Origin of the sequence: Neobacillus oceani (assembly GCF_046237595.1) — a bacterium.
Taxonomy (GTDB): domain Bacteria; phylum Bacillota; class Bacilli; order Bacillales; family Cytobacillaceae; genus Bacillus_D; species Bacillus_D oceani.
In genome coordinates, this window is the sequence record NZ_CP143543.1 from 2,122,888 (window position 1) to 2,149,497 (window position 26,610).

Here is a 26,610-nt window from a genome sequence, read left to right on the forward strand (position 1 = left end):
GGGAAAATGGAAACAAGCGCAACATTAAACTTAAACGGACTGGCAGAACAGATTTCTGCTCAGGTAGTAGAGTGGAGAAGGTATCTTCACAGCAACCCGGAATTATCATTCCAAGAGGAAAAGACAGCACAATTTGTTTTTGATACACTTGCCGGATTTGACGGGTTGGAATTGTCGAGGCCGACAAAAACGAGTGTTATGGCGAGGCTCATTGGCGGACAGCCTGGTAAGGTTCTCGCTATCCGCGCCGATATGGACGCGCTGCCGATCACAGAAGAAAATGAGTTCGAATTTAAATCGCAAAACCCTGGCGTCATGCACGCATGCGGGCACGATGGCCATACTGCGATGCTTCTCGGGACGGCGAAAGTGCTGTCCAGCTTGAAGGACCAGATTAAAGGGGAAGTCCGTTTTCTGTTCCAGCACGCCGAGGAATTGTTCCCAGGCGGCGCCGAGGAAATGGTTTCGGCCGGTGTTATGGATGGCGTCGACCTCGTCATCGGTACTCACCTATGGTCACCGCTTGAGATTGGAAAAATTGGCGTTGTGTACGGCCCAATGATGGCCGCGCCTGATACATTCTGGATTACTGTAAAAGGGAAAGGCGGCCATGCGGCGCTCCCGCATCAGACAATCGATTCGATTGCGATTGCCGCCCAGGTTGTTACAAACCTCCAACACGTTGTTTCCCGGAATACTGACCCGCTTGACAATCTTGTCCTGTCCGTGACCCAGTTCACTGGCGGAACGACGCATAACGTCATCCCGGGTTCCGTACAAATGTGCGGTACAGTCCGTAGCTTCGACCCGAAATTGCGCGAAACCATGCCTGCGGTAATGGAACGGGTCATCAAAGGAATTACCGAAGCCCATGCCGCAACCTATGATTTCAAATATGAATTCGGCTACCGCCCAGTCATCAATGACGCCGAGGTCACGAAGGTCATTGAAGAAACAGTCCGTGAAGTATTCGGCGAAGAAACACTCGACCTAATGCGCCCGAACATGGGCGGCGAGGATTTCTCCGCATTCCAGCAAAAAGCTCCTGGCGCATTTTTCTATGTCGGAGCCGGCAACAAGGACAAAGGGATCGTTTATCCACATCATCACGCAAAATTCACCATTGATGAGGATGCACTGGAAATCGGCGTGAAAACGTTCCTGCATACGACGTTTAAGTTTTTGGGGTAAACTTCGCGAACTGGTATAAGCTAAAGGAAGTTTTTATTAACATAGAAGGACTCATTCAGGTGCCAAGGTGAACCGGAGCGATAGTCGTCCAAAGTTTTTGAGTTTACTCTTTTTGAATCAACCTTCCTGTTTCTTTTTAAAAATTTTCCCTCGTTACATTACAGGTTCAGCCTAACGTTAAAATCATTTGCATCCTACGTTGTAATAAGAAGTCGTATGGGGATTGTAGTTCCTATACGGCTTTTCAATTATTATTAAGTGCGGCTCAAAAGAAGGATTAGTAGCACTGTAGGAGAAATAAAGAGTTAATGAATTGGGCTAGTTATTCGTTTTGAGCGAAACAGCAAATTACCTTAATAGTGGAGGGGTATGTATGTTTTCAGTGGATGGCTATTTAAATTCAATTAAAGCAAACCTTGAAAAACAAACTGATGTTTTGGTAGGAAATTTAAAAACTATTTTTACCTATAACTTTTCTCCGGAAATAGATTTAATTGATTTCTCTGCATTTATTGAGCCTACAAGATTTGAACTATCTATTCGATTGTTTTCAATGGATAAAGAAGCCAATGAAGTTTTCCAAGACGGGGACGACTTAACGGTTTTTGCTGGGAGTGAGGAAGTACTTACAGAAGTTGAATACTTTCAACTTAATGAAAGCCAGATGGATGATTTTTTTGAGTTTTACGAGCAGAATGAATAGGTGTTGAATTCGCAAGAACAAAAAGTATTTACGGGATGGTTTTATCAATGCTGGGAAAAAGCTGGTGGAGATAGTTTGAAAAAACGGGCATATTTTGTCTTCCATGATGATGTAAAATCATTTGACTTAAAAAATAAACAATGGATTGATGATGATGACAAATGGTCATAAACAATTTACAAACCCATACCCGCACCATCTACTTGCCACAAAGCGGGATGATTGCAATCATATACTGGCAGTGGCAATATGTTAGGTGCAAGTAAAGTGTTCTATTTTTAAGGAAAACGTGTCTGGAGGAATGAGGATGACTGCGAAACATTTGCAGGATACGGTGACATTACATAATGGCGTGAAGATGCCTTGGTTTGGGCTTGGGGTTTATAAGGTCCAGGAAGGCGACGAGGTTATTCGGGCCGTGAAGGCCGCGATTAAAAATGGCTATCGAAGCATTGATACGGCAGCTGTTTATAAAAATGAAGAGGGCGTTGGAAAAGCGATCAATGAAGCGCTTGAGGAAAATGGACTCAGCAGAGAGGGCCTGTTCATCACATCCAAGGTTTGGAACTCCGACCAGGGGTACGAATCAACACTTGAGGCGTATGAAACGAGCTTGAAAAAGCTTGGCCTTGACTACCTTGATTTGTACCTTATTCACTGGGCGGTGAAGGGAAAGTATAAAGAAACATGGCGCGCGCTGGAGACCCTTTACAAGGAAGGGCGTGTCAAGGCGATTGGCGTGAGCAATTTTCACATCCATCATCTTGAGGACCTTTTGAAGGACGCGGAAATCAAGCCGATGATAAACCAGGTTGAATACCATCCGCAATTGGCACAGCGAGAGCTTCACGCATTTTGCCGCGAGCAGGGTATCCAACTGGAAGCTTGGTCTCCACTTGCCCATGGGAAGCTTCTTGAAAATGAAACATTGAAAGAAATCGCCGGTAAATACAACAAATCGGTCGCCCAGGTCATTTTGCGGTGGGATTTACAAAATAAAGTGGTTACGATCCCTAAATCAATCAAGGAACACCGCATTATTGAAAACGCAGCGATTTTTGATTTTGAAGTTTCTCAGGACGATATGGAAAAAATAAACAGCCTCAATGAGGACCGCCGTGTTGGTCCGGATCCGGACAATTTTAATTTTTAAAAATGAAAAAGCGGCTTTCCCCCTCGTTGGGAAAGCCGTTTTCCGATAGCTGGCATAACCGCCTAACAGTTACTTAGCCAAAAAACCGTCGTCACCCAACCGCCCAAACAGATACACTGCCGCCATTAACGCGGAACGTTGCCCAGCCGTCTTCCTCAATCACCACTTCGTCTTGGCGGTTGCCGGTGATGTCCTTCCACGTTTGGCCGGCGCTCTCCTCACCGACGAACATCCGCTTTTCACCCTCGTCACCGTTGGAGATAAGAACAGCACATCCTGAATTCTCGTGTTCCGGCACGCCTCCACGCACCCATCCGATTGTGTTTGGATGGTCAAAATAGTCTGTCTGCTCGCCATAGGCCAAATGTTTTCGGGCATAGAGAAGGGGGTCGAGGGCAGCTTTTTTCCCTTCGCAAGGTTCGGGCCCTCCGATTCCGAAATAGTCGCCGTAAAAGACGCATGGGTAGCCCGCGCCCCTTAGCAAGATCAACGCATAAGCGCTTTGCTTGAACCAGTCTTCAACCCAAGATTCCAGCGCTTCATGAGGCTGGGAGTCATGGTTGTCGACAAAGGTTACCGCGTTGCGTCGGTGCGATTGGACGAGGGTGTCATCGAAAATCGTCGTCAAATCGAAGTCACTGCCGGCTTTTGAAGCATTGTGCAATTTATAATGAAGAGGTACGTCAAACAGAGCGATATTGTAGTCGACGATGTCCAGGTATTCGCGGCATTTTTGAAGGTCGGGCTTCCAGAATTCCCCGACAAAAAAGAAGTCCTCGCCGCGGTGGTCCATCATCGCATGAACGAAATCATTGATAAACTTATGATTGATGTGCTTAATGGCATCGAGCCGGTATCCGTGGCAATTGGTCGTATCTGCAAGCCATTTTCCCCAGCGGATCATTTCTTCCCGCACTTCGGGGTGGTCGTAGTCATAGTTTGCGAACATGAGATAATCATAGTTACCAAACTCGTCATCGACATGGTCGCTCCACGATTTATGCTCGCCGAGTATTTGAAAGACGCCTGTTTTTTCGGTTTTGACGTCATAATCCGTGCCATTGAAATGGTGGTAGTTCCATTTGAAAGAAGAGTAGGCATCACCACGTCCGGCAAAATTGAATTTTGTCCAGCCTTCGATTTCAAAAGGGTCTGAAATGACTTTGGTCCGGTCCATTTCGTCCACCTGGACTACTTGGAACGTTTCCGTTTCGTCGGCGCCGGCTTTATGGTTCATGACCACATCGAGGTAGACCTTGAGGCCATTTTCATGGCATGCCTGGATGGCTTCTATCAGCTCATCCTTTGTTCCGTATTTCGTCCTGACGCTTGTTTTTTGGTCGAATTCGCCAAGATCGTACAGGTCGTAAGGAGCATACCCCACGTCATCGGGCGAAATCGCTTTAGTGGGTGGCGGCAGCCAGATCGAATCAATTCCAATTCGTTTCAGTTCTGGGGCCAGTTCCTTCAGCCGGCTCCAATGCTTACCGTCTGCGGGCAAATGCCATTCGAAAAATTGCAACATTGTTTTATTTTCAACCATGAACCTTATCCTTTCCGAAAAAAATGCCGCCTAACTGGCTGAATATTCATTTACCCTTAAGTCCGTTCAATTAATCACATGGATGGGAATGAAGGATGTTTGTTTTCCTTTATAAAAGGGTTTTAGTAGAACAGAGAGCAAGAATACGTATGTACATAAGGAGGATCCTCATGCAAAAAGAAGTTGAGCTTGTTGTTGACGCGAAGGCTGTACTTGGAGAGGGGCCGAGCTGGGACATGAAATCCGGGTTCCTGTACTGGGTGGACATCGAGGGTAAAAAGGTCCATCTATATGACCCGAGTACTGGGGAGGATAAGACGTTTGATATTGGCCAGATGGTCGGCGCGATTGTCCCACGGGAATCAGGCGGGGCTGTTGTCGCCCTTGAAACAGGAATCCACTTTTTAAACCTTCAGACAGGTGGGCTGGAACTCATTTGTGATCCTGAAACAGAGTTGGAGACGAACCGGTTTAATGATGGGAAATGCGATCCCGCCGGGCGCTTTTGGGCTGGCACGATGGATAAGAACGGCTCTGGAAAGAACGGTTCCCTATATTGCCTAGAACCCTCTCTTTCTTTTAAAAAGAAGCTTGAAGGGCTGGGCATCTCGAATGGCCTAGCCTGGTCACCTGACAACAAGTATCTTTATTTCATCGACACGCCGACCGGAAAAGTCGTCCGGTACAATTATGAGCTGGAAACCGGTGAAATCAGCGAACCAAAAGATGTTGTCACGATGCCGGACAGGGAAGGGTTCCCAGACGGAATGACGATTGACGAGGAAGGGTTCCTTTGGATTGCGCATTGGGCCGGTGGGAAGGTGAGCAGGTGGAATCCGGAGACCGAGGAAAAGGTAGAAGAAATCAGGGTGCCGGCTGTAAATGTAACGTCCTGCGCGTTTGGCGGCCAGGATTTTTCGGAACTTTACATTACAACTGCAAGGAATGGCATGTCCGATGAAGAACTGGAACGGTTCCCGCATGCGGGCGGCGTTTTTAAGGTAAAACCAGGCGTGAAAGGGATGCCCACAAACGAATTTAAAGGATAATCGGAGTGAATAAGGATTTATTCGTTCTTGATCAAATCAAAAAGTGTCATGGCTTAAAATGATTTGGACCAGGCTCCATATGGTTTTTGCTGCTTGTGAACGGAAGAAGCCTTATGGCGTAAACTGAATAATTGACCCGTCTCCGTTTAGGTTTGTCCCTTTGAGGTAAAGGAGTATAAAAAGCCAGACCAAAAGGAGAATGCCTATGCCTGGTTGGGTAATTGGGTCGATTGTCGGGGCTTGGGTTTTATTATTCATTATTGAAGAGGCTGGACAATATTTCTGGAAAAGGTATGTAGAAGATGAACCGGTGGGGACGCGGCGTAGCCGAATTCATTTAACGCGGAGGCGGTGGGCTTCCGGCATACTTGAAAAGGTTTCAGCGGTCAAAGCAGGAGCTTTTGGAAGGATAAACAAGCATGTTGCATGGCAAAATGCTGCCCGTTTTGCAGGCAAGATTTCAGGAAGATGTGCCGGGGCTATTAGAAGGGTACGAAGCCATGCGTCATGGGAGAAGCTTTCGCTGTCCGTGGGACAATTTTTTCGAAAAGCTGCCGGTGCAATAGGAAATGTGCGAAGCCATGCATCTTGGGAGAAGCTCTCACTGTTTGCGGGCCAATTTTTCCGAAAAGCTGCCGGTGCAATAGGAAATGTGCGAAGCCATGCATCTTGGGAGAAGCTCTCACTGTTTGTGGGACAATTTTTCCGAAAAGGAGCCGGTCCAATAGGCAGGGTGCGAAGCCATGCATCATGGGAGAAGCTCTCGCTGTCAGTGGGCAATTTTTTCCGAAAAGTGGCGGTTAAAATTCACCGTAATAATGTCTGGCAGAGAGCATCGTTTTATGTGAATGGGTCAGATGGAAAATTGGACAAGATAAAATCACAATTTGCGGGTGCAACCTCGAGATGTTCAGCGTTTGTGAAGAGAGCCGCAGCAGTGGTTGTTTCAAGCGTTAGGTCGTTGGCACTTCTAAATGTTAAAGTTGTAAAGCTATGCTTGGCCGGTGCTTCCGCTTTCGTACGGAAATACCGAAAAAGTTCATCGCATTCATAAGAAAAAGACGTATGTGGCTCATACGTCTTTTTGCGTGCGTTTAAAAGAGATACGTTTTTGTGCCGATTTCCGAAACAATGAGATTTGAAGAATGGGAAATTTGATGAAGACCGACAGCCTCATGGTCATCCAAAACACGAAATTGGCTTAAATAGCGGAAGTTCGGGATTGCAACGACATCGGTTAGGTAGGCTTCGCGTGTGGCGTTTTTCTTCCGTTTCGTATTGAGGAAGTCGATGATGAATTTCCCGGGCACGATTCCGATTCCGTGGGCAAAATAGAGGTTCCGCTCCAATAGAATCGCATTTTCACCTTGCCAGTGGAGCGTTTTAGGGTTGACGTCCGGGTTTTCAAAATAGAGGCAATCTCCCAGCAAAAAGTCCGTAGTGTTGAATATTATCAAATCGAGGTCCGCGTCATACTGCCAATCGTACAGCGTCAGTCCGGCGAAAAGCCTATTGAAATTCGCTGTGCCAATCGACTCGAGCACGGCTTTATAAAAAATGATCAGCATTGCAGTCGCGCATTCGAAGGCGTATTTCTTACCGTTAATAAAAATATCGTTAAGCGCGGTATGGGGCAAGACGTTTGGTTTGAGTACAATGGCGCCGCGGTAATCCAGATACCAATACTTTTCATTGCACCGCGTCGTCGTGAACGTCGCGAAACCGGGACCGCTTTTATTCAGCAAAACGGACGCGCGCATGATGCGAAGCCTCATATTTAGTTCGAACTCAAGTTCTCCGATTGTTCTATATTCATAAACCCTTTTTGATTTTGCCATCATTTGAAGCAGTTGATATTTTTTGCCGGAGGGCTTGCCGGTAAAGACTTGGTTTACCTCCATTTGTTTCTGGTTAATTATGATCAATTCCAATCCCTCCTGTTTTTTTAAAAAAGATCTTTACCATTATTATTGGTTTATGAACAATACGTTAATTTTGAATGTCGTCCTGTAGATGTTGAAAAAAGAAATTTGAAGTATTAAACAAATAAGGGAGGGATAAAAATAGAAGGACAGAATATATAAATGATAGTTTCTATTTTTGAGCATTTTACAATAAGGGAGGCTCGGCGGATGGAAGGAAATATGTCGAACGACACGGGTATACAAGATTTGATTATTAGCCGCGTTTTGGATGCGAGTCTGGAAGAAGCATGGAAAGCCTGGTCTGATTCAGAATATGTCATGCAATGGTGGGGGCCGGACTGTTTTACTTCTCCATTTGCCAAAATAGATTTTAGAGAGGGAGGCAAATCGCTTGTTTGTATGAGTTCACCTCAGTTTGGGGACCATTACAACACATGGGAATATACGAAAATTGAACCCTTGAAGGAAATCGAATACATTAACAATTTGACGGATCATCATGGCAATAAGATTGACCCGTTGCTCGCGGGCTTCCCAGCGGATTTCCCTCAGGATCAACTCCATACAGTCACATTTAAATTGATAGGAGACAATAAAACCGAAATGACGGTTACCGAACACAGATGGCCAGCGGGAAAAATGATGGAATTGTCTAAAAAGGGCATGGGAGAATGCCTTGATAAGCTGGCTTCAATTTATAACAAATCGAACTGAAATGGAAGGAAGGGTGATTATGCCCTTCCTTTTTTGTGTTTAATCAAGAGTCCCATCCCAACTACGGTTAATATCCTGTTGGGTAGCCTGCATAGTATTGTAACGAGGTGGTCCAATGGTTTTTTTAAAAGAAATAACCGATGATATCCGTTCCGCGCAAATAAATTTCAGCTCGTACTCAGCTCCCATGAAGCTCGTTCTTGGTGCGATCCTTGCCGGCATTGCGGCAGTCCTCCAATCGGCGGGCGGCGTTTTCCCGGGGGTCGGATATGTGGTCAGCCCGTTCGCGACCGCACCGATTTTGCTCTGTTTTGTCATATCGTTCTGGACAGGGACACTGTCGTATTTCCTTACATGCGTGTTGCTTCTCGTTCTTCAGCCTAGTGAACTTTTCGTGTTCCCGTTTACAACCGGCCTGCTCGGGGTGGGGCTGGGCGTTGCGTTTACGATTTATAGGAGGAGACTGGCCATCATTTGTTCCGGGGCGGTTAGTTTAGCAACGGGAATCGTCGTTCTCTTGTACGCGTTGAACTTCCCGGTGCTGGGCCCGGTGGTGTCCATCTCGTTTTCACTCCAAGCAACAGGCGGCATCCTGCTGTTTACTTTTTTGTACGCATGGCTGTGGGTTGAAGCTATTTTGTTCTTTTTTAAAAAAATAAAGGTCATCATACCCTGGTAACTCTATGGACTTGTTCTTATAGGAACACCCTGATTTATTAAAAAAGTAATTCGACTTAAATGAAAACCCAAACGGTGCCGGTCCCTTTTCATCCCCATGGAAATGCCTTTTTACCCTCATATTCCAGCCGCAGGTGGAAAAAAGGGATTACATCAATAATTCTATTAAGGTAATGCCTTTCGGTTCAGAGAGATAGTTATTAAAAGCGGTTTCGAACTCTTCCAAAGTGGCAACCCGCTTGCCTTCAGTGCCAAAGCTTTCGGCCAATTTTACAAAATCGGGATTCTGGAACGTTACGCCATAGCTCTCGCCGAACTTTTTCTCCATTTGCTTCACTTCAAGCTTTAACATCGAGTCGTTGATGACAATAATCAGGAACGAAAGCCCGAGGCGTCTGGCGGTTTCAAGTTCGGCAAAGTTCATCAAGGCGCCTCCGTCTCCGGTGACCGCGATGACAGGGGCATCGGGACAGGCGAGTTTGGCCCCGATACATCCCGGAATCGCAATTCCCATCGTGGCCAGCCCGTTTGAAATGACGAGCCTGTTCAGCATTTTCGGCTGATACGCCCGTGCTATGGAAACTTTATGGTTCCCGACATCGGAAATTAAGATCGTCTCATTCGGAGACAGCCTTTGAATTGATTGAAGAATCTGTTCAAGTTTCATTGGCCCGCCGCCAGAATCGGAAGGCTGTTGCTTTATTTTAAATGCTTCCATCATAGATTCTTTTAAATTGCCCGTTGGAGCCCATGCTTTCTCCGGGATTTCCGATTGATTGAGCAACCGGAGAGTCTCCTTGATGTTCCCTGTGAGTTCAGCGGTGACCGGGTAATATTCGTTCGTTTCCGCAGGGAGTGAGTCGATGTGCAAAACAGGAATTTTTTCTTTGTTCCAGTGGTCAGGCAGCTTTTCGGAAAAGTCGAACCCAATGGCGACCAATAAATCCGCCTCCTCGATTCCGGAGAGCGCTTCGTCCTTTTCGTTAAAACCAAAGGTAAAGTAATTTTGCGGATGGTCAGGTTCCAAAATTCCTTTCGCCTTAAAACTGTGTGAAACGGGCGCCTTTAGCTTTTCGATAAAGGTCCTCAGTTCTGTGGTAGCATCCTGCCTGAACACCCCATTTCCGACAAGGAGATAAGGTTTGTTATGCTGTTGGATCAACTTAGCGGCGGCCTTGATGGCTTTTTCCGACGGCACGGACTGGGGCAGGGGAGTGGCCACCAAAGGCGTTTTCTCCGTTTCCGCGGTTAAAATGTTCTCGGGTAGGACAATCGCTACCGCGCCTGGCTTTTCCATCAGCGCCACTTTGAATGATTTGCGGACAACCGCTGGCAAGGTATCGGGGTTTACAACTTGCGTGCATTCTTTCGTAACGGGCTCAAACAATTTAACAAGGTCCACATATTGGTGCGACTCCGGATGTTGGCGTTTCAGGTCTGCCTGGCCAATCAATGCCACCAAAGGGGAGTGGTCCAGCTGTGCGCTCGCTGTCCCGGTCACAAGATTCGTTGCGCCCGGCCCAAGCGTTGACAGGCAAACACCCGGTCTTCCGGAAAACCGCCCATACACATCGGCCATAAACGCCGCGCCTTCTTCATGGCGGACATTAATAAACTGGATTTTCCCCGATTTTGCCAAAGAGTCAGCCAAGGCGAGCACCTCCGTCCCTACAATCCCAAAAATATACTCGACACCTTCAGTTTCAAGACACTTTACTAAAACATCCGCTGCTCTCATAGCTCCTCCTTTTAAAAGAACGATCATACTATTAGTTTGGTTGAATGCAAGGCTGTTATGCAAAAGGGATCAAAGCAAAAGTAGATGGCCGCTCAAAATGGGGAGCGGCGGGCCTTATAGTTACATATAGCCTTTGATACATAAAGAAAACCCGCTAGTCAGTTTTGAATCCTAGCGGGTTCTTCCTATTTTACTGGGTGAAAGAGGGGTTGCATCCTATCTGTTTTTCAGCTCCTGGATTTTTTCAGCGAGCCTGCCAAACCCATCCATCATTGCTTCAACGCCTGTATCAAGCGCCTTTTTCCATTTTGGGGCTTCCTGTTTGATCGCTTCAGCAGCTTGGCCGACTTCTTCTCTTAGTTTCTCGGTCTGTGCGAGGATTTCTTCTTTCGAAAAAAACGGTTCCGGTTCCTCGCCGGCAACAGCGATGCCAAACGATTTTTCCTGCAAGTAAGGCTTTGCCTCCTCCATGATTGCCTTGAAAATTGGGGCGGTCCCTTGAGAAGCGTTCGTTGTCAAGTAATGCTCGCGGTCGGTCCGGTCGTAGCCCATCCAAATCGCTCCGGCAACTTCCGGTGTATAGCCGGCAAACCATTGATCCTTCGTTCCCTTTATGTCCGCGAATGGAAGCTGTGTCGAACCGGTTTTTCCTGCAATATCGAGCCCGCTGACCCGAGCCGCTCTCCCGGTGCCATTCTCCACGACGCCAAGCAGCATGGAAGTGATCTCCCGCGCGACTCGTTTGGAAGTCACTTTCACGGTTTTCTTCTTGTGGCTCGCGATTTCATTGCCGGTCGGGCCGACAATCCTGACGATGAAATGCGGGTCATGCCGCTTTCCATCGTTCGCCAATGCCGAATACGCGGAAGCAAGCTGAAGAGGGGAGATGCCGTGGTGCATCCCGCCAAGCGCTAGGGCCAGGTTCCGGTCTTCCTTCTGGATCGGGATTCCGAACCTTTCCACAGCATCTGCACCTTTGCTTACCCCAATTTCATTCATGAGCCAAACGGTCGCAACATTAATCGATTGCTCCGCCGCCTTGTACATCGGAACCTTTCCTGAATACCTTTTTGTCACGTTTTCAGGTTTGTACCCGTTAAACGACATTGGTTCATCAACGAGCTCGGATTCAGGCGTGTATCCTTCCTCGAGCGCGGGAGTATACACGGCGAGCGGCTTCATCGTTGAACCCGGTTGCGCCTTAAGCTGCGTCGCACGGTTGAATCCGCGGAAGACATGTTCCCCGCGGCCCCCGATAACACCCATGACCCCACCCGTTTGCGGTGAAATCAGCACCGCGCCGCTTTGGACGATTTCTCCGCCACGGCCGCGAGGGAAGAGCCAGTCACGCTGGTACACTTTCTCGAGAGATGTTTGCAAATTAGAATCCAGTTCCGTGTAAATCCGGTAGCCTCTTGTTAAAATTTCATCCTGCGTCAGGCCGTATTTTTTTATCGCTTCATTGATGACCGCATCCACATAGTACGGATATTTCCGTTTAATCTTTGTGCCCTCGCCATCGCTGAGAGCGATTTTTTCCTTTACGGCGCGCTTGTATTCCGCATCGGAAATCTTGTTGAGCTCCTGCATTTTCGCTAGAACGACATTCCTCCGTTCTAGCGCCCGGTCATAATGGTTGAACGGGTCATAGGCGGAAGGTGCCTTGAGCAATCCCGCTAGCAGCGCGGCTTCGCTTATAGTGACATCCTTAATGTTTTTATTGAAATAGCGCTGCGACGCGGAGCCAATTCCCCAAGCGCCGCTGCCGAAATACACCTGGTTCAGGTACATTTCAAGAATTTCATCTTTTTTATACGTATCCTCAAGCTTCGCGGCAAGGAACAATTCCTCGGCTTTCCTGCGATACGTTTGTTCAGGTGAGAGCAGCGCATTTTTCGCAAGCTGCTGGGTAATCGTACTTCCACCGCCCGTAATCCTTCCGGCAAGCAGGTTGCCGAAGAACGCCCGCGCAATCCCCCTGATGTCAAAACCGTTATGTTGGTAAAAACGTTCGTCCTCAATCGAAATGACGGCATTTTTCACATGGTCGGGCAGTTGGTCAATCTTTGTCCCGCCAATCCGGTTGGCCGTCACTTCAGCCGCTTTTACCCCATCTCTATCATAAATGACCGTCGACTGACTGAGCCCCTCCTTCAGGGACTCCACGTTGGCACGGCTCGCAAGCCATGCGAAAAACAAAATCGTTACCAGCAGTGTAATCAATGCAATCAGCAAAAGAATCTGAGTCAAATGCCGCTTTTTCCAAAAACGGCGCACTTTTTCCCAATAAGGGCGTACTTTTGCCCAAAAAGGATGCAATTTTTCCATAAGAAATCAACCTTCAATCGATTTAGCTTATAGCAGAAGGATACCAAAAGAGTGGGCAATGTCAAAATAGATATGTGCCAGTACAGGGGGATTTAGCCAGAATTTAGGAAGTTTGTGGAAGGAGGGGTGAGGTTAAAAGGCAGGCATGCCTGTTTCGGCTGAAAAACAAGCTAGCCGGCTTTTTGTTCAATTACTTGGAAACTCTCGGGTGCAGGAATGGCTTTTAAAACGGACTTTAAGTCATTTTACGAAACCTTTTATGGATTCAGAAGGGACTTTCTATAAATTAGCAGGGAGTATGACGCTAAACAGGTAACCTATTGGAATCAGCCCGTGGCCATTTAGGTTTGCTGAGGGACCCTTTTAAAGTTTATCGCCCACTTTTAAAAAGATATCGAAAATTTCAGGCAGGATATCGAAAGATTTTTCGGGATATCGAAAATTCCAAGCGACTTATCGAAAACTGTCACATTTTGGACACAAGTAAAGAGAATATAAATTGTGCCCAAAAACCCCCCGATCGCATAAAAGGCTAGCAGCAGGGACACCGCCTTTCCCAACAAAAAAACGGCACCCCTCAATAAAAAGGGTGCCGCACATACGTTTCTCCTGCCAGCCATCACCAGCGGTGCGCTTTCGCGTTACTCCTAAGGATGATGTCTGTTTGTGACATTTTCGTTTGGCCGTTCAGCTGTGACTTTGTGTGCTTCCGGCTTTGAAACGCCTGGTGAAAAAGACCTGAACGCGGATCAAGATAATCCTTGTAGCTCATTTTATCACCTCTATGCAGGATTTTGGTGAAACGCTGGCATCACAGGGGTGCCAGTATTATCTTTTCTTGGAAACACACAAATTAACCAAGCCCGATTTTTATAAAAATAAGAACATTGCCGTACAACTAAATAGGGAATCACTCATTGATAAGCTCCATTTGAACTAGCGAAGAATAACTTCGATTCTAGCAAGAACATCGGCTGAAAGCTTAACTCCGCTTGCTTTGACGTTTTCCTCGACCTGTTCCGGGCGGCTGGCGCCAATCAACGCGCTCGAAACGCCTTCCTGGCGAAGAATCCAGGCAAGTGCCAGTTGGGATAGACTCAAATCGAGTTCTGCCGCAACACCTTTCAGCTGATTGACTTTCTCAAGGTTTTCATCCGTTAAAAGGCCGAACAGGTTCGCATATCCTTCAACTGATGCGCGGCTGCCGGCAGGGATGCCTTCACCTTTTTTGTATTTTCCAGTCAGGACGCCTTGCGCAAGAGGGGAGAACACAACCTGGCCAATGCCATGTTTCATGCTGACCGGCAAAACTTCAGCCTCAATATAACGCTGCAGCATGTTGTACTTAGGTTGGTTGACGACAATCCGGTCGAGCAGTTTTTTATCGGCAAGGTGGACCGCTTCGGTAATTTGCTCGGCAGTCCATTCACTGACGCCAATGTATAGCACTTTCCCCTGGCGGACGAGGTCATCCAGCGCACGGATCGTTTCCTCGAGCGGGGCTTCCGGGTCATAGCGGTGGCAATAATAAAGGTCTACATAATCCATGCCGAGCCGCTTGAGGCTTGCGTTCGCCTGCTCGATGATGTGTTTCCGCGACAGGCCTTTGTCATTCGGGCCTTCACCCATTTTGCCAAATACCTTCGTGGCTAGCACATACGACTCGCGAGGGTATTTGCTGAGCGCCTTACCGACCACTTTTTCAGCTTCGCCGCGGATATAAACATTGGCCGTATCGAAAAAATTGATTCCAAGCTCATACGCCTTGTCAATCGACGCCTCCGCATTTTGTTCCTCAACGTAACCTCCATATGTAAGCCAGCTTCCAAGGCTGATTTCACTCACTTTCAGCCCCGTTTTCCCCAACCTGCGATACTCCATCCCGATCACTCCTTATTATTTCGGATTACGTAATAAACGTACTATACTGGAATATTTATGTAAAGGAGGAAATTAATAAAAAGGTGGGTAGTGGTAGTTAACATAATACAGTTATGGTGAATAGTTTGGTGATTGAAAAAAACTTCTACCCACAGTTCCATTTTCGACAAATTTCGGGTGGTACTAGGCACTGTTCGCGTTTCTGCTGTTCGTATTATTGCTTGTCCGGAAGAACCCGCAGGTGATAGACTGAATGCTGAGAGTATAAGAACTAGCATGATAGACAAAAGGGGGATTCGGCGTGGCTGAACCGTTGATTACGATTGAATGGAAAAATGATGGACTCACACTGATTGATCAGACTCTTTTACCGAATGAAATAGTCTATGAAACATTTACAACCGCTGAAGGCGTCTGGGACGCAATCCAGGTGATGAAAGTCCGTGGGGCGCCAGCGATCGGAGTCGCGGCCGCATACGGTCTGTACCTCGGCATCAAGGACGCACCCGAAAATTCTTTCGACTCCTTTTGGAAAAAAGTAAAGGAAGTCTCCGATTATCTCGCCACATCCCGCCCGACCGCGGTGAACCTGTTCTGGGCGCTTGAGCGGATGGAAAACACCGCCGAATCGTTAAAATCGCTCCCGATTGCGGAAATCAAGGCGAAATTGCTTGAGGAAGCAATCGCGATCCATAAGGAAGACGAAGAAATCAACCGCAAAATCGGCGAACACGCACTTACCCTCATGAAGGACGGAATGGGGCTGCTGACGCACTGTAACGCCGGAGCGCTCGCCACAACAAAGTACGGCACCGCAACCGCGCCGATGTACCTCGCAAAGGAAAAAGGCTGGGACATCAAGGTTTATTCGGATGAAACGAGGCCACGCCTTCAGGGTTCGACCCTTACCGCACTTGAACTGCAGCGCGCCGGAATTGATGTAACCGTCATCACCGACAGCATGGCCGCGGTCGTCATGTCGCAAGGGAAAATCGACGCCGTCATCGTAGGCACCGACCGTGTAGCCGCAAACGGCGACGTCGCGAACAAAGTCGGCACTCTTGGCGTTTCCATCCTTGCCAAACACTATGGCATCCCGTTCTACGTCGCCGCGCCGACACCAACAATTGACATGCGCACAGAGACCGGAAAGGACATCCCAATCGAGGAGCGCCATGCCCATGAAGTCATCAATCGCTTCGGGCAATTCTCCGCGCCGCAGGACATCCAGGTCTACAACCCGGCTTTCGACGTCACGCCGCACGAAAACGTTACGGCCATCATCACTGAAAAAGGCATCGTCCGCGCGCCATACAAGGAAAACCTGAAGAAACTTTTTCAAGACTAAACCTTCTTTTGAAAAATTGGACAACACCCAGCGGAAACCAATTTCAATTCAGTGTAGGCTATGCACGAAGTTCAACTTAAACTATTAAAAAAGGCGGTAGATTCCGCATGCTATTGCAACACGAACGTGAGAATATTGTTGAATATGGAAAAAAACTGATCACAAGCGGGCTGTCAAGAGGGACAGGCGGGAACATTTCGATTTTTAACAGGGAGAAAGGCCTCGCCGCCATCAGCCCGAGCGGACTGGACTACTTTGAAACAACGCCGGAAGATATTGTCGTTATCGATCTTGACGGAAACGTCGTCGATGGCGCTCGCAAGCCGTCAAGCGAGCTCGAAATGCATTTGATTTTTTACCGGAAAAGAGACGACATTGACGCCCTCGTCCATACCCATTCGCCGTTCGCAAAAACGATTGCATCCCTAAGATGGGAGCTGCCCGCCGTTTCCTATCTTGTTGCATACGCGGGGCCGAATGTGCGCTGCTCCGATTATGCGACATTTGGGACCAGAGAACTCGCCGAGGCGGCCTTCAAGGGGATGGAAGACCGGCGCGCCGTCCTGCTCGCAAACCACGGACTGATTGCAGGAGCCAATAATATCGCGACAGCTTTTACAATCGCCGAAGAAATCGAGTTTTGCGCGCAGATATACTGCCAAACGAAAGCGATTGGAAAACCAGTCCTTTTGCCTGAGGAGGAAATGGCGGTACTGGCTGAAAAATTCAAAACGTACGGACAAAGATAAAATCCGGCAAGGAGTCTAATAAACTCCTTGCCTAATTTATTGTTCCTTGAACATTGAACCTATGTTACGATAAAATTAACAATTATCGCCAAATGGCCGCGGCCAATCAACCCCTTTGGAGGGTTTGGAATGAGGGGAGTACCTATGAATAAAGGCTCTAAATTCGCTCTATCCGTTTCCTTGATCGTTTTAATTGGCTTTCCCTTACTATTCTTATTGGTTTCAGTGATTACCGGACAATGGCATTATCTTTTATGGAGCCTTCCGCCTTCCTTTACTGCTGGTTTCACAGGTTTAATGTTTACCCTAAATCAGATTAGGAAAAAAGTTTAATATGTTGTCCTCTAAAAAGAGCCTTCAACAAATTTTGAAGGTTCTTTTTTAATTCATTTTAAAAAAATTTATTAACAAACCGTTAAAATGCTATCTTAATAAATGAACAAAAGGGGCTTTCATGCTATAGTAGTAAAAAACTTTTTGTAATGTAGTTAGTAGGAAGGTGAGTAGATGACACAATTGAAAGCAAATGACAGCAGCCTTCTGCTCAGGCGGGATGTGAAAATGCTGGGGAATATCCTTGGCGAGATTCTTCAGTACAACGGAGGGCAGGAACTTTTTGAGACAGTCGAAAAAATCAGGCTGAAATTTAAGCTTCTGCGCGAATCGTTTGAGGATACGATATTTGAAGAACTGAAAAGGGAAATTTCCGAGTTGGACCCTGGATTAAGAAAACAGGTCATCCGGGCATTTGCCGTTTATTTTCACTTGATTAATATAGCCGAACAGAACCACAGGATCCGGAGGCGGCGCGAGTACCAGCTGCAGGAAGACGCGAACAAGCAGCCCGGCTCGATAGAAAATGCCATTCTTTCCTTGAAAGAGCATTCGATTAGCTCAGAGGTTATCAAAAAGGTGCTGGACGGGATGTCCCTCGAACTCGTCATTACCGCGCATCCAACCGAAGCAACAAAGCGGTCGATCCTCGAAATCCAAAAGCGGATCGCCGACCTTCTGAAGAGCCTCGAGAACCCTCTCCTCTCCAAAAAGGAGCGGAAAAAGATTGAAGGCAGCCTGTTTAACGAGGTGGTCGCACTTTGGCAGACGGATGAACTCCGTGACAGAAAGCCTACCGTCATCGATGAGGTGCGGAATGGATTGTATTATTTCGATCATACTCTTTTTGACGTGCTCCCTGAAATCCATCAGGAAGTCGAGGAATGCCTCACGGAGTATTATCCGGAAGAATCATGGAAGGTTCCGACGTTCCTCAGGTTCGGGTCTTGGATTGGCGGGGATCGGGATGGCAATCCTCATGTAACGTCTGAAGTAACATGGGAAACACTCAAGAGGCAGCGCAGGCTTGTTTTAAAAAAATACCGCGAAGTCCTCGTTGAACTGATGAGGCGGTTCAGCCATTCAACCGCCCATGTAAAGATGAGCGATGAGCTGATTGAGTCGGTCGCAAACGATGAGCAGGCTTATTTGCCGGAAGAAAAACGGTGGAAAGTGGCCGAGGAACTGTATCGGCGGAAATTTGCGGTCATGATTGAGCGGGTCAGAATTGTTGGCAAGGAGGAGACCGGCTACAAACAGCCCGAGGAGCTGCTCGCCGACCTTGAAATGATCAGGCGCAGCGTTTATCAGCACCATCCTGCCAACCATGAACTGAAACTTTTGGAAAAATTGATTAGGCAGGTCAAGCTGTTTGGGTTCCATCTCGCAACACTTGATATCCGCAACCATAGCGGCGAACATGAAGCAGCGATTACGGAAATTCTCCGGAAGGTCCGCATCGCGGAGGATTACAAATCGCTGAGCGAGGAGGAGAAACAGGAACTCCTTCAACGGCTGCTCGCCGACCCAAGGCCGGTTTTACTTTTACACGAAGATTACTCAAAAGAAACGCAGGAAATGATTAACGTCTTCCAGCTGATTAAAAAAGCGCATGAGGAATTCGGGAAACAATCAATCCTTGTTTACCTCGTCAGCATGACGCAATCGGTAAGTGATCTTCTTGAAGTTCTTGTTTTGGCAAAAGAAGCGGGCATTTACAAACTTCATGTGGATGGAACGGTCGAGTCGTATTTGAACGTCGGGCCGCTGCTCGAGACAATCGATGACCTGACCGCGGGACCGAAAATCATTGAAACGCTTTTCAATATGCCTGTATATCGGAATCACTTGGAAAAGCTCGGCAACCGACAGGAAATCATGCTTGGCTACTCGGACGGCAGCAAGGACGGCGGCACGATGACGGCCAACTGGAAGCTGTATAAGGCACAGCTTGAAATCCATCAAATGGCGAGGGAACATAACATCAGCCTGAAGTTTTTCCATGGACGGGGCGGTTCGCTAGGCCGTGGCGGCGGACCGTTGAACAGAAGCTTGCTGTCACAGCCGGCGGAAACGTTCGGCGACGGCATCAAGATTACCGAGCAAGGCGAGGTGCTGTCATCACGCTACCTGCTTGAGGATATTGCCTATCGAAGCCTCGAGCAGGCAACGTCAACGATGCTTGAGGTGGCCGCACACGTCTCGACCGAATCGGAACAGGACATCCGCGATGAGCGGTTTGTCCGGGCAATCGAGGAAATATCCGCGGCATCACTAGAGAAATACCAGTCGCTTGTGTTCGAGGACGAGGACTTCCTGACATATTTCAACCAGGCAACGCCTCTTCGTGAAATTGGCGAGCTGAATATCGGATCAAGGCCGATGGCAAGGAAAAACAGTGCGAAATTCGAAAACCTACGCGCAATCCCATGGGTTTTTGCCTGGACGCAAAGCAGGCAGCTATTGCCAGGATGGTATGCCGCGGGCACTGGGCTGGAGAGCTTTGCTCGTAAAAGTGAAGAGAACTTGGCTTTGCTGCGGGAAATGTATGCAAAGTGGCCGTTTTTCCACTCGACCATCGACAACCTCCAGATGGCGCTTATGAAGGCGGATATCACTACGGCAAGGCAATACGCCGCCATGGTGGAGGATGAGGAAATCAGGAATCGAATTTTCGGGAATATCGAGGACGAATACAACCGAACGAAAGAAATCCTGCTTGCGATTACGGAGGATGAGGAGCTGCTCAAGCACTCACCGAATATCCGCGACTCCGTCAAACGCCGCAATCCGTACGTCGATCCGCTCAACTTCATCCAAGTCGAGCTTATTAAGGAACTGCGAAAAATGGACGAGCCCGATGAGGAACTCATGAACCAGGTGCTGCTCACGATTAGCGGGATTGCCGCCGGTTTGAGAAATACAGGGTGATTAAATAGGTTACGCCGGGATTTTAATCCGGCTAGAGGAGGGGCACTTGTAAAAAGTGTCCCTTCTTGTGTTCGGAAACTTGTGGCGATTTCCGTCCATAAAATGCATTACCCCAAATACATTATCTTAAAGAGCTCAGCCGTATTAATTGAGTGAAACCTTTTTAGGATTTTAACCAATCTTTGCCGCTCATCCGGATTTGTGCTACACCTATTTAGGATTCGGCTCAAACCTTGTCGCTCATCCGTATTTGAGTGACACCTTTTTAGAATTTTAACCAAACTATGTCGCTCATCCTAATTACTGTAATAATAGACACGAAATTTAACCCTTATTTACAATCTATGAAATAGAAAAAAAGGAAGCCGCACCCAACGGCTTCCTTTTTCAGAACGCACTTTGCCCCTAAATTTACTGCTGTCCCTTTTCAAAATTCAAGTCCCAAATAATCCCGAATTCGTCGCGGACTTTGCCGTATCTCGCTCCCCAGAAGGTGTCCTGCAGTTCCATGTAGACTTCGCCGTTCCTCGAAAGCTCCTCGTAAGCACGGTTGATTTCCTCTTCGCTCTCGAATTCCAGTACAAGCGATACGTTGTTTCCTGCGGTTACATCGCGGCCAGGTCCTGCGTCTGAAACCATGATGATAAGCTCGCCGACACGCAGGCGGCCATGGATCAGCATGTCGTCAGCGCCTGGCGGAGTAGGGAAATTCGCTTCCCCGTACGTTTGGACCCGCTCAAGTTCCCCGCCGAAAATCTCCTTGTACCTTTCCAATGCTGCCCTTGCATTGCCATTAAAGCTTAAATAAGGCGTAATCACCTGTTTCATAAACGCTCACTCCTTGTAAAATAGTTCTTTATATAGTTTCTCTAATAAGTTTTTGATTCCTGCACAACACTAAATATTATTACAAAAAGGCGGGAATCCATATGAAAAAACGCATCTTCTTACTGGCGGCTTCGCTGATGATTCTTTTTCCAACACCAACATTGGCGGAAAAGAAAATCCCCATCCTGGTATACCATTCAATTGCCGAGTTCAAAGGAACTGGGCAGAAAGAACTTTATGTAACGCCGAAAAACTTTCAAAAGCAAATGGAATACTTAAAAGCGAACGGGTTTACGCCGCTTACGTTTGAACGTTGGGATGAAGCGGGCCGGATTGCCAAACCGATTTTCATAACGTTCGATGATGGCTATAAGAATAACCTGAGTGTGGCGGCCATTTTTTCAAAAATAAGGGGTGAAACGTTCCAGCCGGCAGCGACACTGTTTGTCATTTCGGACTTTATCGGGAACAGGAACCGCTTGTCTGAAGGGGATTTGCGGGAGATGGCGGGGACTGGTATGTTCTCGATCCAGTCCCATACGGCCACTCACCCGGATTTGACGAAAATCAGGAACTACGAATACGAGCTTGGGGAATCGAAGCGCAAAATCGAGAGGATCACGGGCAAGCCGGTGATCGCGATTTCGTACCCTTACGGCAACGCGAACCGCAAAGTGATCAACGAAACGAAAAAGTACTATCAATTTGGATTGACGACAACTCCGGGGCCTTTTGTCAAAAGAAATACGCCAAATGAGAACTACGAGCTGCCACGGACGTATGTGAAATATTCAACCACCTTGGAGGAGTTTGCGCGGATTGCAGCGGGGGAATAAGGGGGTAGCAGCAGCCTTCCAAGGCATAACAATTTCAACCACTATGGCAACATGTTAAGATGGACACTAGTACTATAGAGAGAGTTTGGAGTGTGAGAAATGGAAAAGGGGCAATTAGACATTAAATTAATCGCGTTGGATATGGATGGAACACTTTTGAATGACCACCATGAAGTTTCGGAGGAAAACCAAAGGGCCATCCGTGAGGCAGAGGCAAAAGGTGTGAAGGTTGTCCTGAGCACGGGACGCAATTTGGCGACATGCCGGGATTATGCGGTTTCGCTTGAATTATCTTCCTACCTGGTGACCATCAACGGGGCAGAAATTTATGGACCGGAGGGGGATCTTGTGGAGCGGAACCCGGTCAGTCTTCCACTGGTGGAATGGATGTTTGACCTTTCGAAAAAGTATAACACGCATTTCTGGGCGATCAGCACGGAGCGTGTTTACCGAAGGGAGATGCCGGAAAACCTCGCCGGCCAGGAGTGGCTGAAGTTTGGTTTCGATATTCCTGATGACGCAGTAAGGGAAGTTGTTTTGAAGCTGCTCCGTGAAAAAAAGGAACTGGAGATCAGTAATTCAGCCCCGACCAACATCGAGGTCAACGCCATCGGGATCAATAAAGCGGAAGCCCTTAAAAAAGTGTGCGGGTTTCTTGGGATTGGCATGGAAAATGTCATGGCGGTTGGCGACAGCTTGAACGATATGATGATGATTAAAGAAGCCGGCCTTGGAGTCGCGATGGGGAACGCCCAGCCCGTTGTTAAGGATGAAGCGGATTGGGTTACGTCCACCAACAATGAATCCGGGGTTGCGAAGGCGATCGAGGAATGGGTTTTAAATAAATAATTGCAATGTGCCCCTCGCGTTGTGCGGGGGGTAAGCTATATAAATTTTATAGAAATCAGGGGTTTGCAATGGGAATCGTTGGTACACCAATGTTCGGCCAATACAGGCAAAAAATCTTTTCATTGCCATTCCCTTTGCGGGACGAGGACTTAAGGAGCCGGCAATTCCTTTTGGAAAAAGACGTACAGCGGAAGCTCGAAATCTATTACGCACCATTTGAATACATAAACACGAGTTCAAAAATCCTGATTGCCGGCATCACCCCGGGTATGCACCAAATGCGGGTTGCCTATCAAACCGTCCATGGTTTTCGCTGCAAGGATACCCTGGATGAGGAAATCCTCCACGAAGTAAAGAAGCGGTCAAGCTTTGAATGGCCGATGCGGAGGAATCTCGTTGCTATGCTGGACGAGCTTGGGCTTGCCGATCACCTCGGGATTCCAACCACTATGGACCTTTTCGGCGCGTCGAACCACCTCGTTCAGACGGCCTCTATATTGCCGCATGCTGTCTTTTTTGACGGGAAAAATTATAACGGTTCGAGGCCGGATCCTTGGAAAACGGATATTCTCCGGGCCCAGATCGAAACCTATTTCGCCAACGACCATTCGGTTTTGGACGCGCCGCTTATCATCCCACTCGGGGTGCAATGTCTTGCGGGTGATTGAGGAAATCGGCAGAACCGGCCAGCTGGATTCCCGCCATTTAGTCGCAGGCTTTCCGCATCCGTCGGGGAGCAACGGCCACCGGCACAGACAATTCGCCGAGAACAAAGAAAAAATGCGCCAGGAAATCCGCCTCTTTTTCAAGTAGGCATAGTCACGTCGCATTTTTTGCTTTTATATTCAGTTCGTATCATCAACCCGTAATCCTCATCAAGCGTTCGCTCGTCATATCGTCTAGGAGCTGGTTATTGAGCGCCCTGGCCATTTTCTTCGTCATATCAAGGACGCGCTTCATGCCTTCTTTGTAGCCGCGCATGATTGCCAGCTCGTCGCAGCGGATTTCGGATTCCACACTCAGCTGGCCTTTTTCAACGGGATTTTCGATATGCCCAAGTTCATGCCAGATGATTGCTTCCTTTACTTCCGGGTCCGAGCAAAATTGCTTATAATCGTAAACGACGATGAACCAGTCGATACCTGGCATCATCGATTTATAAAACATCGTCAAAAGCCTCGTATCAATACCGGCAAGTTCCAAATAGCGGTCGCTTTTCAGCCCATACGCCTGTAGGATCGTTTCCTTGCTTTCCAAAATGACAACCTTCCCGCCAAGCCCATATTCCTCGTAATCGAGCTCTTCGCAAAAACAAATCATGATGTTTTCCCCCATTTGCTGTTTTTCTCTGTTATCATTGTTAAATGTATATGCACCATTTAAACAATGATTTATATATTTATTTTTGTAAGTATACAACAGTGAAAACGCTTACCAAAAGTGTAAATTTTATGAATTTTCAAAATAAAGTACTTGACAAATAGGAATGGAGGGTATCTAGTGGTCGACAAAGTTCTGGTTTATACGACAAATGACTGCATCGAGTGCACAATGGTGAAAAGGGTGCTGGAGGAGGAGGGGATCCCGTTTGAAGCGCGGAATATTTCCGAGGACCCTCTTTTTAAAAAGGAAGTCGAACAGTACGGCTACCTCGGCGTGCCCGTCACTGTGTATGGGGATAAAGCCGTCAAGGGTTTCACAAATGAATTGAAGGAGATTATTGAATTGGCGAAAAAGGACTAGCAGTTGTAGCCTGCAACTTAAAAAACAATCGCCGGGAAAACATAAAAAACGGCCTCAAATAAAAGAGGCCGTTCCATTTCATTTTCAAGAGGAGTTTGCATAGGAACCTTTACATCAAGATGCCGGCATAAAGAATTATCAAGCTTCTTCGAGGATTCCGGCTTTCGCCCTAAGAATTTCATCTACGCAAAAGTAAATCAACGAGGCTCCGAGGCTGTAAACGACCATGAATTCACCATTAATCAGGATGAGCCCAAACAGGATGTGCATCAGGAACCTTGCTAGAATGGCCATTTTTTCCGAGGAAAGTTTGCTTGACATATATTCTGCAAAGAAAGCAGCTGCAAGGCCATATGTCATGACAGCCGCGGCGAAGATTAGAAGGACCATCGACATAATGGCTATATCCATCTCTTTGTAAAAATAGATCCAGACAGCAATGCTGGATAAAAGAATCGTCAGCAAGCCGGCTTTGATTTTCCGCTTAACGGTTGCCCAAACCATGTACGTACCTCCACACCATTTTACTCGTTACGCTTGTGACCTCCGATTACTAAAAAGATACATTTACATAGATAACAGAACCTGCAGCTGCAAAAAGAGGGATAAAGTACGCATACACAGCGGCCTTTTTCAAAGGGATATAGTATCCCAATGAGAAAATCACCGCCCCGACGATGATTCCGTACGTGGCCGGGAATGCCAGCAGGCCGGTTAAGCTTTCTTCAAAAAGGACCATTCCAAATAGCAAAGAGAAAAGAATTCCTGCCAGTAAACAATGAATGATATAGTTCCAGCGGGGGATAAACTTCTTCATGATCACATATAAAAGAATTGTGGCAAGGGTAGTACCGTAAATGAATGGTATGGAGTAGACTGATAAAACACTTAAGGAAAGTTCTTGATAGCCACTCGATAAAAACAGGCTATTCAATACGAAATTAAAAAACGGAACGGTAAGCAAAAAAGCGATAAAGCTTAACGAACTGCCGATGAAATACCTGTGCAATGTGACCATAACATCCTCCTATCGCCTAAATGGAAAACCACATTCACACATTTAGTATTTCGCCGCCAAGGTTTATATTCCTTCCAATTTGCGGAAAAAAATGAAGGATGCAGGCGGCTTTTGTATTTTCTTAACGGCAAGGGACGATTGCTGGTTATGACCAGAAAGACCTCGCCAAATCCGTTCTCTCTGGAAAATTTTATAGTTGGGAAATCGTAAAACATCCCTAATCATTTTGGTTTCCTTCGTTTTTTGGCCCAAGTACGCAAGTAACGTTTGCTAAAAGGAAAGATAGAAATCTACATCATTCCACGAAATAAATTGATTTGAGCGGTAAGGAAATAAAGAAGCATTCCTATCGTAACAACCTTGATTATTTGTCTTGGAGATTGATATAAAACAAAAATCGTGCCTATCCAAAGTAACAATTCCAAGTGATCCCTGATATCAAAATACCAAAATCCAAATGCAAAAGCCTGTCTTGAAATAAGCATTAAAATAAATGATGAAACAGAAATGGCAATTATTCCATTTCCTTTTGCATACCAACATACAAAAGCCAAAAATGGTGAGAGACAAGTCATTATAATCCAAATCATCATATAATATTTAGGAAAAAAACCAGCTGCCAGCACTGTGTATAGATAATAGCTGCCAACCATGCCTACAAAAAACAAAAAAACATTTATGGCAGACCTAACAGGGGATTTGCTATACACAGATATAACGGCCGCAAGGAAAATCCAAACCCCAATGCGGGAAAAAAAGTTCCTTAAATCTAATTGTTCAAGGAAATAAGGTAAATAATTACTTGGGGTGGTATCAAGCACCTTGGAAATTAAGCCTAAGCCAATCCCTGCAATAAATATTGATGTCGAATATAAGAATCTCTTTAATGGGGATAATTCTAGTGGTCTACGAATCTCATTCAAAAAACTTATCATTTATTCCCTCCAAATATTGAAGCTCTTTTCCTATAGGCTTTAATCCACTGATTTTATTTTATAGTGGACGAGTCCCTATTGGAACTTCTTATTGAACAACCGAATCCACAATAAAGATCGCGCCTGAAACCATCATA

General features: G+C 46.9%; 27 protein-coding genes. 16 read left to right on the plus strand and 11 right to left on the minus strand.

Going from position 1 to position 26,610, the window contains the following annotated elements; all coding sequences use genetic code 11:
* Positions 1-6: 6 nt before the first annotated feature.
* From V1499_RS10575 to V1499_RS10590, 4 genes are all read left to right on the plus strand, one after another.
* Positions 7-1,191, plus strand: coding sequence for a M20 family metallopeptidase (locus tag V1499_RS10575; protein ID WP_409276035.1), 1,185 nt, complete (start codon positions 7-9; stop codon positions 1,189-1,191).
* 373 nt (positions 1,192-1,564) lie between these two features.
* On the plus strand, positions 1,565-1,894 hold the full coding sequence (locus V1499_RS10580; protein WP_409276036.1) for a hypothetical protein: 330 nt from the start codon (positions 1,565-1,567) through the stop codon (positions 1,892-1,894).
* A 3-nt stretch (positions 1,895-1,897) separates the two neighbouring features.
* Entirely contained in the window at positions 1,898-2,065 is a 168-nt protein-coding gene (locus tag V1499_RS10585; protein WP_409276037.1) for a hypothetical protein, read from the plus strand.
* Between the two features lie 136 nt (positions 2,066-2,201).
* A complete protein-coding gene (locus tag V1499_RS10590; protein ID WP_409276038.1) occupies positions 2,202-3,047 on the plus strand; it encodes an aldo/keto reductase in 846 nt (281 codons plus the stop codon).
* 91 nt (positions 3,048-3,138) lie between these two features.
* On the opposite strand, the gene V1499_RS10595 is transcribed toward V1499_RS10590, so the two are convergent.
* Positions 3,139-4,590, minus strand: coding sequence for an alpha-amylase (locus tag V1499_RS10595; RefSeq protein WP_409276039.1), 1,452 nt, complete (start codon positions 4,588-4,590; stop codon positions 3,139-3,141).
* A gap of 170 nt (positions 4,591-4,760) precedes the next feature.
* Here V1499_RS10595 and V1499_RS10600 point away from each other — a divergent pair, with 170 nt between their 5' ends.
* Together V1499_RS10600 and V1499_RS10605 are read left to right on the plus strand one after the other, a co-directional pair.
* Positions 4,761-5,639, plus strand: a complete 879-nt coding sequence (locus tag V1499_RS10600) for an SMP-30/gluconolactonase/LRE family protein (RefSeq protein ID WP_409276040.1) — start codon at positions 4,761-4,763, stop codon at positions 5,637-5,639.
* Positions 5,640-5,844: 205 nt separating this feature from the next.
* Entirely contained in the window at positions 5,845-6,693 is an 849-nt protein-coding gene (locus V1499_RS10605; RefSeq protein ID WP_409276041.1) for a hypothetical protein, read from the plus strand.
* 40 nt (positions 6,694-6,733) lie between these two features.
* On the opposite strand, the gene V1499_RS10610 is transcribed toward V1499_RS10605, so the two are convergent.
* Positions 6,734-7,564: a protein-glutamine gamma-glutamyltransferase gene (locus tag V1499_RS10610; RefSeq protein ID WP_409276042.1), complete on the minus strand. Its 831-nt coding sequence runs from the start codon at positions 7,562-7,564 to the stop codon at positions 6,734-6,736.
* Between the two features lie 207 nt (positions 7,565-7,771).
* On the opposite strand from V1499_RS10610, the gene V1499_RS10615 reads away from it, so the two are divergent.
* Complete coding sequence (locus tag V1499_RS10615) at positions 7,772-8,278, plus strand: SRPBCC domain-containing protein (RefSeq protein WP_409276043.1); 507 nt, start codon at positions 7,772-7,774, stop codon at positions 8,276-8,278.
* Positions 8,279-8,393: 115 nt separating this feature from the next.
* Positions 8,394-8,957, plus strand: a complete 564-nt coding sequence (locus V1499_RS10620) for a hypothetical protein (RefSeq protein ID WP_409276044.1) — start codon at positions 8,394-8,396, stop codon at positions 8,955-8,957.
* Between the two features lie 147 nt (positions 8,958-9,104).
* Here V1499_RS10620 and V1499_RS10625 read toward each other — a convergent pair whose 3' ends face one another.
* The 4 genes from V1499_RS10625 to V1499_RS10640 all read right to left on the minus strand — a co-directional run bounded on the left by V1499_RS10625 (position 9,105) and on the right by V1499_RS10640 (position 14,903).
* Positions 9,105-10,694 (minus strand): acetolactate synthase large subunit, encoded by a 1,590-nt coding sequence (locus tag V1499_RS10625; RefSeq protein ID WP_409276045.1) that lies wholly within the window; start codon positions 10,692-10,694, stop codon positions 9,105-9,107.
* A 216-nt stretch (positions 10,695-10,910) separates the two neighbouring features.
* Complete coding sequence (locus V1499_RS10630; protein ID WP_409276046.1) at positions 10,911-13,022, minus strand: transglycosylase domain-containing protein; 2,112 nt, start codon at positions 13,020-13,022, stop codon at positions 10,911-10,913.
* 619 nt (positions 13,023-13,641) lie between these two features.
* Positions 13,642-13,794, minus strand: coding sequence for a YpzG family protein (locus tag V1499_RS10635; RefSeq protein WP_082306864.1), 153 nt, complete (start codon positions 13,792-13,794; stop codon positions 13,642-13,644).
* Positions 13,795-13,958: 164 nt separating this feature from the next.
* The gene (locus V1499_RS10640; RefSeq protein WP_409276047.1) at positions 13,959-14,903 is read right to left on the minus strand and encodes an aldo/keto reductase family protein; all 945 of its coding nucleotides are present in this window, start codon (positions 14,901-14,903) and stop codon (positions 13,959-13,961) included.
* A gap of 301 nt (positions 14,904-15,204) precedes the next feature.
* Between V1499_RS10640 and mtnA the strand changes: the two genes are divergently transcribed.
* The 3 genes from mtnA to ppc all read left to right on the plus strand — a co-directional run bounded on the left by mtnA (position 15,205) and on the right by ppc (position 20,264).
* A complete protein-coding gene (gene mtnA, locus V1499_RS10645; RefSeq protein WP_409276048.1) occupies positions 15,205-16,251 on the plus strand; it encodes an S-methyl-5-thioribose-1-phosphate isomerase in 1,047 nt (348 codons plus the stop codon).
* A gap of 107 nt (positions 16,252-16,358) precedes the next feature.
* Entirely contained in the window at positions 16,359-17,000 is a 642-nt protein-coding gene (locus tag V1499_RS10650; RefSeq protein WP_409276049.1) for an L-fuculose-phosphate aldolase, read from the plus strand.
* 507 nt (positions 17,001-17,507) lie between these two features.
* On the plus strand, positions 17,508-20,264 hold the full coding sequence (ppc, locus tag V1499_RS10655; RefSeq protein ID WP_409276050.1) for a phosphoenolpyruvate carboxylase: 2,757 nt from the start codon (positions 17,508-17,510) through the stop codon (positions 20,262-20,264).
* A 411-nt stretch (positions 20,265-20,675) separates the two neighbouring features.
* Here ppc and V1499_RS10660 read toward each other — a convergent pair whose 3' ends face one another.
* Entirely contained in the window at positions 20,676-21,092 is a 417-nt protein-coding gene (locus V1499_RS10660; protein WP_409276051.1) for a VOC family protein, read from the minus strand.
* A gap of 101 nt (positions 21,093-21,193) precedes the next feature.
* Here V1499_RS10660 and V1499_RS10665 point away from each other — a divergent pair, with 101 nt between their 5' ends.
* The 4 genes from V1499_RS10665 (at position 21,194) to V1499_RS10680 (ending at position 23,590) form a co-directional block, all read left to right on the plus strand.
* Complete coding sequence (locus tag V1499_RS10665) at positions 21,194-21,928, plus strand: polysaccharide deacetylase family protein (RefSeq protein WP_409276052.1); 735 nt, start codon at positions 21,194-21,196, stop codon at positions 21,926-21,928.
* A 99-nt stretch (positions 21,929-22,027) separates the two neighbouring features.
* The gene (locus V1499_RS10670) at positions 22,028-22,777 is read left to right on the plus strand and encodes a Cof-type HAD-IIB family hydrolase (protein ID WP_409276053.1); all 750 of its coding nucleotides are present in this window, start codon (positions 22,028-22,030) and stop codon (positions 22,775-22,777) included.
* 68 nt (positions 22,778-22,845) lie between these two features.
* Positions 22,846-23,445 (plus strand): hypothetical protein, encoded by a 600-nt coding sequence (locus V1499_RS10675; protein ID WP_409276054.1) that lies wholly within the window; start codon positions 22,846-22,848, stop codon positions 23,443-23,445.
* Positions 23,432-23,590: a hypothetical protein gene (locus V1499_RS10680; RefSeq protein ID WP_409276055.1), complete on the plus strand. Its 159-nt coding sequence runs from the start codon at positions 23,432-23,434 to the stop codon at positions 23,588-23,590. The genes V1499_RS10675 and V1499_RS10680 overlap by 14 nt, the downstream gene beginning before the upstream one ends.
* 45 nt (positions 23,591-23,635) lie before the next feature.
* On the opposite strand, the gene V1499_RS10685 is transcribed toward V1499_RS10680, so the two are convergent.
* Entirely contained in the window at positions 23,636-24,097 is a 462-nt protein-coding gene (locus V1499_RS10685; RefSeq protein ID WP_409276056.1) for a hypothetical protein, read from the minus strand.
* A gap of 180 nt (positions 24,098-24,277) precedes the next feature.
* On the opposite strand from V1499_RS10685, the gene V1499_RS10690 reads away from it, so the two are divergent.
* Entirely contained in the window at positions 24,278-24,520 is a 243-nt protein-coding gene (locus V1499_RS10690) for a glutaredoxin family protein (RefSeq protein ID WP_409276057.1), read from the plus strand.
* 138 nt (positions 24,521-24,658) lie between these two features.
* Here V1499_RS10690 and V1499_RS10695 read toward each other — a convergent pair whose 3' ends face one another.
* The 3 genes from V1499_RS10695 to V1499_RS10705 all read right to left on the minus strand — a co-directional run bounded on the left by V1499_RS10695 (position 24,659) and on the right by V1499_RS10705 (position 26,473).
* Complete coding sequence (locus tag V1499_RS10695; RefSeq protein ID WP_409276058.1) at positions 24,659-25,024, minus strand: hypothetical protein; 366 nt, start codon at positions 25,022-25,024, stop codon at positions 24,659-24,661.
* Positions 25,025-25,073: 49 nt separating this feature from the next.
* Positions 25,074-25,538 (minus strand): hypothetical protein, encoded by a 465-nt coding sequence (locus tag V1499_RS10700; RefSeq protein WP_409276059.1) that lies wholly within the window; start codon positions 25,536-25,538, stop codon positions 25,074-25,076.
* 290 nt (positions 25,539-25,828) lie between these two features.
* On the minus strand, positions 25,829-26,473 hold the full coding sequence (locus tag V1499_RS10705) for a hypothetical protein (protein WP_409276060.1): 645 nt from the start codon (positions 26,471-26,473) through the stop codon (positions 25,829-25,831).
* Positions 26,474-26,610: the final 137 nt, after the last annotated feature.

What these genes read in the sequence shown, in the direction of transcription:
- V1499_RS10575 (WP_409276035.1), top strand. Translation starts at nt 7, where the DNA reads ATGGAAACAAGCGCAACATTAAACTTAAACGGACTGGCAGAACAGATT.
- V1499_RS10580 (WP_409276036.1), top strand. Translation starts at nt 1,565, where the DNA reads ATGTTTTCAGTGGATGGCTATTTAAATTCAATTAAAGCAAACCTTGAA.
- V1499_RS10590 (WP_409276038.1), top strand. Translation starts at nt 2,202, where the DNA reads ATGACTGCGAAACATTTGCAGGATACGGTGACATTACATAATGGCGTG.
- V1499_RS10595 (WP_409276039.1), bottom strand. Translation starts at nt 4,590, where the DNA reads ATGGTTGAAAATAAAACAATGTTGCAATTTTTCGAATGGCATTTGCCC.
- V1499_RS10600 (WP_409276040.1), top strand. Translation starts at nt 4,761, where the DNA reads ATGCAAAAAGAAGTTGAGCTTGTTGTTGACGCGAAGGCTGTACTTGGA.
- V1499_RS10605 (WP_409276041.1), top strand. Translation starts at nt 5,845, where the DNA reads ATGCCTGGTTGGGTAATTGGGTCGATTGTCGGGGCTTGGGTTTTATTA.
- V1499_RS10615 (WP_409276043.1), top strand. Translation starts at nt 7,772, where the DNA reads ATGGAAGGAAATATGTCGAACGACACGGGTATACAAGATTTGATTATT.
- V1499_RS10620 (WP_409276044.1), top strand. Translation starts at nt 8,394, where the DNA reads ATGGTTTTTTTAAAAGAAATAACCGATGATATCCGTTCCGCGCAAATA.
- V1499_RS10625 (WP_409276045.1), bottom strand. Translation starts at nt 10,694, where the DNA reads ATGAGAGCAGCGGATGTTTTAGTAAAGTGTCTTGAAACTGAAGGTGTC.
- V1499_RS10630 (WP_409276046.1), bottom strand. Translation starts at nt 13,022, where the DNA reads ATGGAAAAATTGCATCCTTTTTGGGCAAAAGTACGCCCTTATTGGGAA.
- V1499_RS10635 (WP_082306864.1), bottom strand. Translation starts at nt 13,794, where the DNA reads ATGAGCTACAAGGATTATCTTGATCCGCGTTCAGGTCTTTTTCACCAG.
- V1499_RS10640 (WP_409276047.1), bottom strand. Translation starts at nt 14,903, where the DNA reads ATGGAGTATCGCAGGTTGGGGAAAACGGGGCTGAAAGTGAGTGAAATC.
- V1499_RS10650 (WP_409276049.1), top strand. Translation starts at nt 16,359, where the DNA reads ATGCTATTGCAACACGAACGTGAGAATATTGTTGAATATGGAAAAAAA.
- ppc (WP_409276050.1), top strand. Translation starts at nt 17,508, where the DNA reads ATGACACAATTGAAAGCAAATGACAGCAGCCTTCTGCTCAGGCGGGAT.
- V1499_RS10660 (WP_409276051.1), bottom strand. Translation starts at nt 21,092, where the DNA reads ATGAAACAGGTGATTACGCCTTATTTAAGCTTTAATGGCAATGCAAGG.
- V1499_RS10665 (WP_409276052.1), top strand. Translation starts at nt 21,194, where the DNA reads ATGAAAAAACGCATCTTCTTACTGGCGGCTTCGCTGATGATTCTTTTT.
- V1499_RS10670 (WP_409276053.1), top strand. Translation starts at nt 22,028, where the DNA reads ATGGAAAAGGGGCAATTAGACATTAAATTAATCGCGTTGGATATGGAT.
- V1499_RS10675 (WP_409276054.1), top strand. Translation starts at nt 22,846, where the DNA reads ATGGGAATCGTTGGTACACCAATGTTCGGCCAATACAGGCAAAAAATC.
- V1499_RS10685 (WP_409276056.1), bottom strand. Translation starts at nt 24,097, where the DNA reads ATGATTTGTTTTTGCGAAGAGCTCGATTACGAGGAATATGGGCTTGGC.
- V1499_RS10695 (WP_409276058.1), bottom strand. Translation starts at nt 25,024, where the DNA reads ATGGTTTGGGCAACCGTTAAGCGGAAAATCAAAGCCGGCTTGCTGACG.
- V1499_RS10700 (WP_409276059.1), bottom strand. Translation starts at nt 25,538, where the DNA reads ATGGTCACATTGCACAGGTATTTCATCGGCAGTTCGTTAAGCTTTATC.
- V1499_RS10705 (WP_409276060.1), bottom strand. Translation starts at nt 26,473, where the DNA reads ATGATAAGTTTTTTGAATGAGATTCGTAGACCACTAGAATTATCCCCA.